The sequence below is a fragment of the Micromonospora parva genome (assembly GCF_000718515.1).
Taxonomy (GTDB): domain Bacteria; phylum Actinomycetota; class Actinomycetes; order Mycobacteriales; family Micromonosporaceae; genus Micromonospora; species Micromonospora parva.
In genome coordinates this window covers 265554-276396 of the sequence record NZ_JNZS01000005.1, presented here as the reverse complement: position 1 = coordinate 276396, position 10843 = coordinate 265554, and the positions used below count along the sequence as shown (strand labels likewise).

The window sequence follows — 10843 nt, the reverse complement described above, 5'->3', positions numbered from 1 at the left end:
AGGGCTCCTCGGCGGAGGCGGATGGCGTCATCAAGCGGCGTGCGTTTTCCAGATCTTGGACAGTTTCCGTTAGCACAGAACGGAAACTGTCCAAGATCTGCACGTACGGGTCCGCGCGTCGGCGGTCCATCAGCCGCCGGCCGCGCCGAAGGACAGGCACGGGACCACAAGCCAGGTCGGTAGGCAGCCGCGGTAGATCACCCACGGACCCCGCGGTCAGGTGGGGCCCTCCCCGCTGTCGACCGGAGGGGCCGTGGTGTGTCGGGGTCAGCGGACGGTGACGGTGACGGTATGCCAGCCGGTGGCGCCGTCCGGGACGACGCCCTGGGTACGGTCGGTTTGGGTTTCACCGGTCGCGTCTGTCGCTCGGACCTGGAGCCGGTGTTCGCCCGGTGTGGCGTCCCAGCGCCAGGACCACTGGACCCAGGTGTCCACCGACACGGTGGGGGCCAGCGTGGCCTCCTGCCACTGGCCGTCGTCGACGCGTACCTCGACTCGGCGGATGCCTCGGTGCTGCGCCCAGGCCACCCCGGCGACGGTCACCGGCCCGGCGGTCAGCCGGTTGCGTCTGCGGGGCGTGTCGATCCGCGACTGGGTCTTGATCGGCCCCTCGCGGGACCATCCGCGCGGCACCCAGTACGCGTCGAAGTCGGCGAACCGGGTCAGCTCAAGTTCGGTCACCCATTTGCAGGCCGACACGTAGCCGTAGAGGCCCGGCACCACCATCCGGACCGGGAAGCCGTGCTCGACCGGCAGCGGCTCGCCGTTCATTCCGACGGCCAGCAGCGCGTCCCGTCCGTCGCGCAGTGCGGCGGTGGGGGTGCCGCAGGTCCAGCCGTCGACAGACCGGCCGACGACCTGGTCGGCGTCGTCGTCGGGTTCGACCTCGTCCAGCAGTTCCCGCAGGGGTACGCCGAGCCAGCGGGCATTGCCGATCAGGTCCCCGCCCACCTCGTTGGAGACGCAGGCCAGGGTGACGTACCGCTCGACCAGCGGTCGGGCCAGCAGGTCCGCGTAACTGTAGGTGCGCTCCTTACCGACCCGTCCGTGGATCCGCAGCCGCCAGGTGTCCGGGTCGACCTGGGGCACCACCAGCGCGGTGTCGATCCGGTAGAACCCGAAGTTCGGGGTGACGTACGGCGCCAGTTGGGCCAGCGAGAGGTTCGCACCTGCCGGCACGGCCGGTGCGGGGGCGACCGGCGCGGGCAGGCGGATCGCGTCCCGGGCTGCGGACACGCCGCGCCGACCCGCCAGCCAACGCCCGCCGAGACCGGCCACCACTGCCGTTCCGAGCAGCACCCCGCTGCCGGTGAGGAATCGCCGCCGCGACTCCGGGTCCACCTCGGCGGGCCCAACCGGCTCAACCGCCGGCGTCGGCCCCGTCGAAGGCACCGGCACCGGCGCGGCCGGAGACACCGGCCGACGCTCGGATGCTGAGGAGGCTCCCGTCGGCAGCTCGTCCCGCGACTCCGACCCCGGGCCGGTGGACGACACAGGCCCGGCAGGCGGCACCGCACCGTCAGGCCGCGCCGCACCGGCAGGCGGCACAGGACCGTTGGACGGCGCCGGGCCGGCGGACCGCACGGTCGGCGTGGGTGGTGACCAGGGCCAGGGGTTCAGTTCGAACGGGCCGGCGATGAACAACCAGAGCACCAGGGCGCCGAGACCCGCGCCGATCACTGACGGCAGTGCGTCGGCGAGATCCGCGCCGGAGCGGGTCAACGCGGCGGCGACGCCGATGGCGCCGAACGCGCCGATGCCTGCCAGGCCGAGTGCCAGCCGACGAACCGCCAGTACGCCGAGGAGCGCGGCGAAGCCGCCCAGCAACACGGCGGTGCCGACCAGCAGCGCGATCTTGTCGGCGGTGCCGAAGAGGTCGATGGCGAGTTGCTTGAGTGACTCGGGGACGGCGTCGACGATGACCCCGCCGACCGCGACCAGGGGTGCCGACCGGGGGCCGGTCAGCACCGCTACCGGTTCGGCGATCCCGATCGCGACGGCGGCGGCGGTGATTCCGGCCAGCGCGGCGTACCGCCGTGACGTGGTGCTCATCGGCCCAGTGTGCGCGATCATCTCGGCCGGTCGCCAACAACGTCAGCGTTCGGTAATGACCTGCCAGCCGACGGATACGGGCCGGGGCGCACCGCCGTACGGCGGTGCGCCCCGGAACGGGTGTCGCTACCGGCTCAGAAGCCCGGGCCGTGCTGGTGGCCGTGACCGTGGCCGTGCCCGCCGGCGGCGGCCGGTTCGGCCTGCTCCGGCTTCTCCACCACGAGGCTCTCCGTGGTGAGCAGCAGACCGGCGATCGAGGCGGCGTTGGTGACCGCGTTGCGGGTCACCTTCACCGGGTCGATGATGCCGGCCTTGACCAGGTCGACGTACTCGCCCTTGGCGGCGTCGAGGCCGTTGCCCCAGCTGAGGTCGGCGACCTTCTGCGTCACGACGTAGCCGTCGTGACCGGCGTTCTGGGCGATCCAGCGCAGCGGCTCGACGAGCGCCTTGCGCACGACCGAGACGCCGACCTTCTCGTCACCGGTGAAGCCCAGGTCGTCGTCGAGCACCGAGAGGATCTGCACCAGGGCGGCGCCGCCGCCGGGCACAGTGCCCTCCTCGACCGCTGCCTTGGTCGCCGCGATGGCGTCCTCGATGCGGTGCTTGCGCTCCTTCATCTCGACCTCGGTCGCCGCGCCGGCCTTGATGACGGCGATGCCACCGGAGAGCTTCGCCAGCCGCTCGGCCAGCTTCTCCCGGTCCCACTCGGAGTCGGAGGCCTCGATCTCCTTGCGGATCTGGGACACCCGGTCGGCGACGTCGGCCTTCTGGCCACCGCCGTCGACGATCGTGGTGTTCTCCTTGTCGACCACGACGCGCCGGGCGGTGCCGAGCACCTCCAGGCCGACCTGGTCGAGCTTGTAGCCCAGCTCCGAGGCGACCAGCTCGGCGCCCGTGGAGATCGCGATGTCCTGGAGCATCGCCTTGCGCCGGTCACCGAAGCCCGGGGCCTTGACCGCGCAGACCTTGAGGGTCTTGCGCAGCGAGTTGACCACCAGGGTGGAGAGCGCCTGGCCGTCCACGTCCTCGGCGATGATCAGCAGGGGCTTGCTGTTCTGCAGGACCTTCTCCAGCAGCGGCAGCAGCTCCTCGATCGCCGAGATCTTCTGGGTGGTGACCAGGATGTACGCGTCCTCGAGGACGGACTCCTGGCTCTCCAGGTCGGTGACGAAGTTCGGCGAGATGAAGCCCTTGTCGAACTGGAGACCCTCGGTCACGTCCAGTTCGGTGGTGAGCATCGAGCCTTCCTCGACGGTGATGACACCGTCGCGGCCGACGCGCTCCATCGCCTCGGCGATCAGATCGCCGATCGTGGAGTCCTGCGCGGAGATCGTCGCCACGTTCGCGATCGACTCCTTGCTGGTGACCTCGGCAGCCTTGCCGAGCAGCGCCTCGGAGACCTTGGTGGCCGCCGCGTCGATGCCCCGCTTGAGGCCGGCCGGGTTGGTCCCGGCGGTCACGTTGCGCAGACCCTCCCGGACCATGGCCTGGGCCAGCACGGTCGCGGTGGTGGTCCCGTCGCCGGCGACGTCGTTGGTCTTGGTCGCCACCTCCTTGACCAGCTGCGCGCCAAGGTTCTCGTACGGGTTGGTGAGCTCGATCTCCTTGGCGATGGTCACACCATCGTTGGTGATCGTCGGCGCACCGAATTTCTTGTCCAGGACGACGTTGCGCCCGCGCGGGCCGAGGGTGACCTTGACCGCGTCCGCGAGGGCGTTGACACCGTGCTCCAGCAGGTGCCGGGCGTCGTCCGAGAAGCTCAGGATCTTCGCCATTAATGTCCCTTCGAAGCGCCATTGCCCCGGCCCGGCGAGCCGGACCGGGGCAGTGGCACTGATCGGTTGCTTACTTCTCGATGACCGCGAGGACGTCGCGGGCGGAGAGCACCAGGTACTCCTCGCCGGCGTACTTGACCTCGGTGCCGCCGTACTTCGAGTAGAGGACGGTGTCGCCGACCTGAACGTCAACCGGAACCCGGTTGCCGTTGTCGTCGACGCGCCCCGGGCCCACAGCGAGGACGGTGCCCTCCTGCGGCTTCTCCTTGGCGGTGTCGGGGATCACGATGCCCGACGCCGTGGTGGTCTCAGCCTCGTTCGCCTGGACCACGATGCGGTCCTCGAGCGGCTTGATCGCAACCTTGGTCGCGGTAGTCACGGGCATACCCTCCTGGGGTACTGGTTTCGTTGCTGACCAGCGGGGCTGGCCAGCGTCAATCTGCCTCATGCCACCGGGCGGTGCCGTCGTCGCGGGTGCCGGTCCGCCTGGCGTGCGCACCCGGGTCGCGAGACCCGGAAGCTGGCACCCTCAGGGTGAGAGTGCTAATCGCAGGTTATTCCGTGGCTAGCACTCCGTCAAGGAGAGTGCCAGCGCGTCGCGCCCCGCCAGCCAGGATTTCCGGCTCGGCCGGGACAATGACCGGGTGGATCTCGATCAGCTGGCGGCGCTGCGTACCCCTGAGGGGTCGGCCGCGCTCACCGCGGCGGCCGGGCTGGCCGGCGGTGACCCGCTGGCCGCGGCCTCGGCGCTGCGGGCGGCCGGGGTGCCGCCCACGCTGGCCGCGGCGGCCCTCACCCAGGCCGAGCTGCGCCACCGGGCGGTCGGCAAGTTCGGCTCGGCCGCCGCTGGGATGTTCCTCACCCGCCCCGGCCTGGAGCAGGCCACCCGCCGGGTGGTCGCCGACCGTCGGGCGGCCCGGTTGTCCGCGGCGGGCGTGCGCACCCTGGCCGACCTCGGCTGCGGGCTGGGGGCCGACGCGCTGGCCGCCGCCCGTGCCGGCATCCGGGTGTACGGGGTGGAGGCCGACCCGGTGACCGCCGCGATGGCCGCCGCCAACGCCACGGCGGCCGGCCTGGCCGAGCTGTTCACCGTCGAGTGCGGCGACGCGACCGGGTTCGACGTGTCAGGGGTCGACGGCGTTTTCTGCGACCCGGCCCGCCGCACGAGCGGCACCGGGCGGCGGATCTTCGACCCGCGCGCCTACTCGCCGCCGTGGGACTTCGTGACCGGGCTGGCCGAGCGGGTGCCGCGCACTGTGGTGAAGGTGGCGCCGGGCCTGGACCACGGGCTCATCCCGGCCGGGGCGGAGGCCGAGTGGGTCGGCGTCGACGGTGACCTGGTCGAGGCGGCGCTCTGGTGCGGTGAGCTGGCGGAGGTGCCCCGCCGCGCCACCCTCTACCGGCAGCGGGGCAGCGAGATCCACCGTGCCCAGCTCACCGGCTCGGGTGCCTCCGAGGCGCCGGTCGGGCCGGTACGCCGCTACCTGTACGACCCGGAGCCGGCGGTGGTGCGCGCGCATCTCGTCGCCGAACTGGCCACCGAGCTGGACGCCAACCTGGCCGATCCGAGCATCGCCTACCTGTACGCCGACCAGCCGACCCGCACCCCGTACGCGCGCTGTCTGGAGATCACCGACGTGTTGCCGTTCTCGCTCAAGCGCCTGCGGGCGCTGCTGCGGGACCGGCGGGTGGGCCGCGTGGAGATCCTCAAGCGGGGTTCGGCGCTCGTCCCGGAGCAGCTCCGCAAGGACCTGCGGCTGGCCGGGGACGAGGCGGCGAGTCTGGTGCTCACCCGGGTCGACGGCGCACCGACGGTGCTCATCGGCCGGCCGGTCCACTAACGTCGTCGCCGTGGCGGGACAGGGCACGCCGGCGACGGCACTGTTGGTCAAGCGCGGGATCGCGCATCGCACCCATCCGTACCGGGTGTCGCCGGACGCCCCGAACTACGGCGCGCTGGTGGCGGTGGCGCTCGGCGTGGCGCCGGAGCGGGTGTTCAAGTCGCTGGTGACCGCTGTCGACGGGGCGCTCACCGTGGCGGTCGTGCCGGTGACCGGGGAGCTGGATCTCAAGGCGCTCGCGGCGGCGGTCGGCGGCAAGCGGGCGGTGCTGGCGGATCGGGCGGTCGCCGAGCGTGCAACCGGCTACGTACGCGGTGGGATCAGCCCGCTCGGGCAGCGTCGGCGGTTGCCCACGGTGCTGGACGAGGCCGCGCTGCAACTGCCGACGATCTACGTCTCGGCTGGTCGGCGCGGACTACAACTCGAACTGGCAGCGGCGGATCTGGTGGCGCTGACCGACGCCCGTACCGCGGTGTTGCAGAGCAGCTGACGACAGTCGTTACGTCGCTCTCCCCGTGGGATACCCGCGGAGTAACAGTCGCGTTGCTGAATTGTTATCGCTCCCAACAAACTAGGCACCTGCGCGGTCTTGTGTAGCCGGTGTGACGCGAAATACGTTGCCGGACACAACAAAACAACACCTCCCCCACCTCCGAAAGGACCCTGCACATGCGTAAGGGGATCCTCACCATCGCCGCCGTGGGCCTGCTCACGACCGGCGGCTTGACCGCTTGCAGCGACGACTCCGGCGACGGCGGCGCCGCCGCCAAGACCCCCAAGATCGGCGTGATCCTCCCGGACAGCAAGTCCTCGGCCCGCTGGGAGACCGCGGACCGTCGGTTCCTGGAGGAGGCGTTCAAGGCCGCCGGCGTCCAGTACGACATTCAGAACGCCCAGAACGACAAGACCGCCTTCCAGACCATCGCCGATCAGATGATCACCAGTGGCGTCACCGCCCTGATGATCGTCAACCTGGACTCCGGCACCGGCAAGGCAGTGCTGGACAAGGCCAAGTCGCAGGGCGTCGCCACCATCGACTACGACCGGCTCACCCTCGGCGGCTCCGCCCAGTACTACGTCAGCTTCGACAACGAGACCGTCGGCAAGCTCCAGGGCGAGGGCCTGTCGAAGTGCCTGACCGACAAGGGCGTCAAGAACCCCGTCGTGTCGTACCTGAACGGCTCCCCCACCGACAACAACGCCACCCTGTTCAAGGCCGGCTACGACTCGGTGCTCAAGCCGAAGTTCGACTCCAAGGAGTACGTCAAGGGCCCCGAGGACGCGGTGCCGGCGTGGGACAACGCGCAGGCCGCGACGATCTTCGAGCAGCAGCTGACCAAGGCCAACGGCAAGATCGACGGTGTGCTGGCCGCCAACGACGGTCTCGGCAACGCGGCCATCTCGATCCTCAAGAAGAACAAGCTCAACGGCAAGGTGCCGGTGACCGGGCAGGACGCCAGCACCGAGGGCCTGCAGAACATCCTCGTCGGTGACCAGTGCATGACCGTCTACAAGGCGGTTCGGGAAGAGGCCAAGGCCGCCTCCGACCTCGCCATCGCGCTCGCCAAGGGCGAGAAGAAGGACACCGGGCAGACGGTGAAGGACCCGGAGGGTGGCCGCGACGTCCCGTCGGTGCTGCTCACCCCGAAGGCCATCTACAAGGAGAACGTCAAGGACGTCATCGCCGACGGCTACGTGACCAAGGAAGAGGTCTGCGCCGGGGCGTACGCCAAGCTCTGCGCCGACGCCGGCATCAGCTGACAGACGCCGCAGTACCCGCCGGGACGACCATCGCCGCCCGGCACGGGAGCACCCTCCCGTGCCGGGCGGCGCCCGCCGGACGGGCCCCGACCCTCCCTTAAGAAGGAGACCCCCGTGTCCGCGACTCCCCTGCTGGAACTCCGCGGGATCGACAAGAGCTTCGGTCCCGTCCAGGTGCTCCGCGACGTCGCCCTGACCGTCCACCCGGGCGAAGTGACCGCACTGGTCGGCGACAACGGCGCCGGCAAGTCGACCCTGGTGAAGTGCATCAGCGGCATCCACCCCATCGACGCCGGAGAGTTCCTGTTCAACGGTGAACCGGTACACATCGGCAGCCCCCGCGACGCCGCCACGCTCGGCATCGAGGTCGTCTACCAGGACCTCGCGCTCTGCGACAACCTGGACATCGTGCAGAACATGTTCCTCGGCCGGGAGAAGCGCAGCGGCATCGTCCTGGACGAGCCGACCATGGAACAGCTCGCCGCCGAAACGCTGGCGGGGCTCTCCATCCGCACCGTCACGTCACTTCGCCAGCACGTCTCCAGCCTCTCCGGCGGTCAGCGCCAGACCGTGGCCATCGCCAAGGCGGTGCTCTGGAACAGCAAGCTGGTCATCCTGGACGAGCCCACCGCGGCGCTCGGCGTGGCACAGACCGCCCAGGTGCTCGAACTGGTCCGCCGCCTCGCCGACAACGGCCTGGCCGTGGTGCTCATCTCGCACAACATGAACGACGTCTTCGCCGTCTCCGACCGGATCGCCGCGCTGTACCTCGGCCAGATGGTCGCCCAGGTGAAGACCACCGACATCACCCACGCCCAGGTGGTCGAGCTGATCACCGCCGGGCGCTCGGGCGGGCTCGGCCTCGCCACCGACCCGGGCAGCAACGGCGACGGCCCGCAGCCGGCCGACTCGATCTCAGGAGGCGTCCGATGACCACCACCGCCGTGCGGAAGGACGGCCCCGCCGCCGTCACACCCCCGCCGACCGTCGGAGGCCACGCCCGCACCTACCTGAGTCGGGTACGCGGTGGCGACGTCGGCGCGCTGCCGGCCGTGCTCGGCCTGATCGTGCTCTGCACCGTCTTCGCCATCATGCGGCCGTCGTCGTTCCTGTCCGCCGGCAACTTCGCCAACCTCTTCACCCAGGGCGCGGCGGTCACGCTGATCGCGATGGGTCTGGTCTTCGTGCTGCTGCTCGGCGAGATCGACCTCTCCGCCGGCTTCGCCAGCGGCGTCTGCGCGGCGGTACTGGCCAATGTGGTCACCGTGCTCGGCTACCCCTGGTGGGTCGCCGTGCTCGCCGCGATCGCCACCGGCGTGGTCATCGGCACCACGCTCGGCATGCTGGTCGCGAAGATCGGCATTCCGTCCTTCGTGGTCACCCTCGCCGGTTTCCTCGCCTTCCAGGGCGTCGTGCTGCTGCTCGTCAAGGAGGGCACCAACATCTCCGTCCGCGACGAGGTGCTGGTCGCCATCGCCAACCGCAACCTCGCCCCCACGGTGGGCTGGGCGCTGACCGCCGTCGCGGTCGTCGGCTACGCGGCGGTGCAACTGCTGCGTCACCGCACCCGGGTGGCCCGCGGTCTGATCACCGACCCGATCGCTGTGGTGGCGCTGCGGATCGGCGGGCTCGCCGTCATCCTCGGCACCGCCGTGTACGTGCTCAACCTGGAGCGCAGCCGCAACGTCCTGATCAGCTCACTCAAGGGCGTGCCGATCGTGGTGCCGGTCATCGCGGTGCTGCTGGTCATCGGGACCTTCGTGTTGCAACGCACCAGCTACGGCCGGCACATCTACGCCGTGGGTGGCAACCGGGAAGCCGCCCGGCGGGCCGGCATCGAGGTCGACCGGATCCGGATCTCGGTCTTCATGATCTGCTCGTCGATGGCCGCCATCGGTGGCATCGTGGCGGCCAGCCGGGCCAACTCGGTCGACCCGAACACCGGGGGCAGTAACGTACTGCTCTACGCGGTCGGCGCGGCGGTGATCGGCGGCACCAGCCTCTTCGGTGGCAAGGGCCGCGTCCTCGACGCCGTACTCGGCGGCGCGGTGGTCGCGGTCATCGAAAACGGAATGGGCCTGATGGGGTACAGCGCGGGAGTCAAGTACGTGGTCACCGGCGTCGTGCTGCTGCTCGCGGCCAGCGTCGACGCGCTCTCCCGCCGCCGCGCGGCAGCCACCGGCACCCGCTGACCGCGCGGGAGGTAGCACCAGCATGCGCCCAGGACCAAGCCAGGATGACGTCCGACGGCAGAACCTCGGTGCCCTGCTGCGGCACGTGCACGTCCACGGGGCGACCACCCGCGCCGAACTGACCACCACGCTGGGCCTCAACCGCAGCACCATCGGCGCGCTCACCGCCGACCTGTCCGCAGTGGGGCTGGTCAGCGAAGGGGCACCGAAGGAAACCGGCCGGGCCGGACGACCGTCACTCGTCGTCCGGCCCGAGTCGGCCCGGGTCTACGCGTACGCGTACTCGGTGGAGGTGGACCGCCTGCGCGCGGCCCGGATCGGGCTGGGCGGCGCGGTCCTGGACCGCCGGGATCTGGACCGGCCACGCGGCCTGCTGGCCGCGGAGGCCGCGCCGCTGCTGGCCGGCGCGGTCAAGGAGATGCAGCAGACGGTTCCGGCGGACGCGATCTGCGTCGGTGCCGGCGTCGCCGTCTGCGGCATGGTCCGCCGGGACGACGGTCTGGTCCGGCTCGGCCCCACCACCGGTTGGGTGGACGAGCCGATCGGCGCGGCTCTCGCCGACGAGTTGGGCATCGCTGTGCCGATCACCGTGGGCAACGTCGCCGACGTCGCCGCGTTCGCCGAGCACGCCCGGGGTGTGGCGGCGGGTTGCGACAACGTCCTCTACCTGTACGGCGACGTCGGCGTGGGGGCCGGCATCATCGCCGGTGGACGTCGACTGACCGGCCACGGTGGATACGGCGGCGAGGTCGGCCACATGAAGGTGGTCCGCGACGGCAGGCCGTGTGAGTGCGGCTCCCGGGGCTGCTGGGAGACCGAGATCGGTGAGCACGGCCTCCTGCACGCCGCCGGACGCTCCGACGCCCGGGGCCGCGACGCACTGTTGGAGGTCTTCGACGCGGCCGACCGGGGAGACGCCCGGGCCCAGACGGCGGTCCGTCAGGCCGGCGACTGGCTCGGCTTCGGGGTGGCCAACCTGGTGAACATCTTCAACCCCGAGATGGTCATCTTCGGTGGGACCATGCGTGACCTCTACCTCGCGGCGGCGGCCCAGATCCGCAGTCGGCTCAACTCCAACGCGCTCGGCGCCTGCCTGGAACACGTCCGGCTGCGCACCCCGAAACTGGGCGCTGACGCGCCCCTGATCGGCGCCGCCGAGCTGGCCTTCGAACGGCTCCTCGCGGACCCCCTCGACGTGGGCTGATCCGCGTACGCTGTCCGG

At 70.9% G+C, this 10843-nt stretch carries 9 protein-coding genes; 6 read left to right on the top strand and 3 right to left on the bottom strand.

Annotated elements, in window-relative coordinates:
- Window positions 1-267: 267 nt before the first annotated feature.
- The 3 genes from IF22_RS0108285 to groES form a co-directional block, all read right to left on the bottom strand.
- Entirely contained in the window at window positions 268-2052 is a 1785-nt protein-coding gene (locus IF22_RS0108285; protein WP_030330051.1) for a molybdopterin-dependent oxidoreductase, read from the bottom strand.
- 134 nt (window positions 2053-2186) lie between these two features.
- The gene (gene groL, locus IF22_RS0108280; RefSeq protein ID WP_030330049.1) at window positions 2187-3827 is read right to left on the bottom strand and encodes a chaperonin GroEL; all 1641 of its coding nucleotides are present in this window, start codon (window positions 3825-3827) and stop codon (window positions 2187-2189) included.
- A 70-nt stretch (window positions 3828-3897) separates the two neighbouring features.
- Entirely contained in the window at window positions 3898-4212 is a 315-nt protein-coding gene (gene groES, locus IF22_RS0108275; RefSeq protein ID WP_030330046.1) for a co-chaperone GroES, read from the bottom strand.
- A 259-nt stretch (window positions 4213-4471) separates the two neighbouring features.
- On the opposite strand from groES, the gene IF22_RS0108270 reads away from it, so the two are divergent.
- The 6 genes from IF22_RS0108270 (at window position 4472) to IF22_RS0108245 (ending at window position 10825) form a co-directional block, all read left to right on the top strand.
- The gene (locus IF22_RS0108270; protein ID WP_030330044.1) at window positions 4472-5668 is read left to right on the top strand and encodes a THUMP-like domain-containing protein; all 1197 of its coding nucleotides are present in this window, start codon (window positions 4472-4474) and stop codon (window positions 5666-5668) included.
- 10 nt (window positions 5669-5678) lie between these two features.
- Entirely contained in the window at window positions 5679-6158 is a 480-nt protein-coding gene (ybaK, locus tag IF22_RS0108265) for a Cys-tRNA(Pro) deacylase (RefSeq protein WP_030330042.1), read from the top strand.
- 179 nt (window positions 6159-6337) lie between these two features.
- Complete coding sequence (locus IF22_RS0108260; RefSeq protein WP_030330040.1) at window positions 6338-7429, top strand: sugar ABC transporter substrate-binding protein; 1092 nt, start codon at window positions 6338-6340, stop codon at window positions 7427-7429.
- A 114-nt stretch (window positions 7430-7543) separates the two neighbouring features.
- A complete protein-coding gene (locus tag IF22_RS0108255) occupies window positions 7544-8362 on the top strand; it encodes an ATP-binding cassette domain-containing protein (protein WP_030330038.1) in 819 nt (272 codons plus the stop codon).
- Complete coding sequence (locus IF22_RS0108250; protein ID WP_030330036.1) at window positions 8359-9621, top strand: sugar ABC transporter permease; 1263 nt, start codon at window positions 8359-8361, stop codon at window positions 9619-9621. Before IF22_RS0108255 ends, IF22_RS0108250 begins: the two co-directional genes overlap by 4 nt.
- A gap of 22 nt (window positions 9622-9643) precedes the next feature.
- Entirely contained in the window at window positions 9644-10825 is a 1182-nt protein-coding gene (locus IF22_RS0108245; RefSeq protein ID WP_030330034.1) for an ROK family protein, read from the top strand.
- The last annotated feature ends 18 nt before the right edge of the window (window positions 10826-10843 follow it).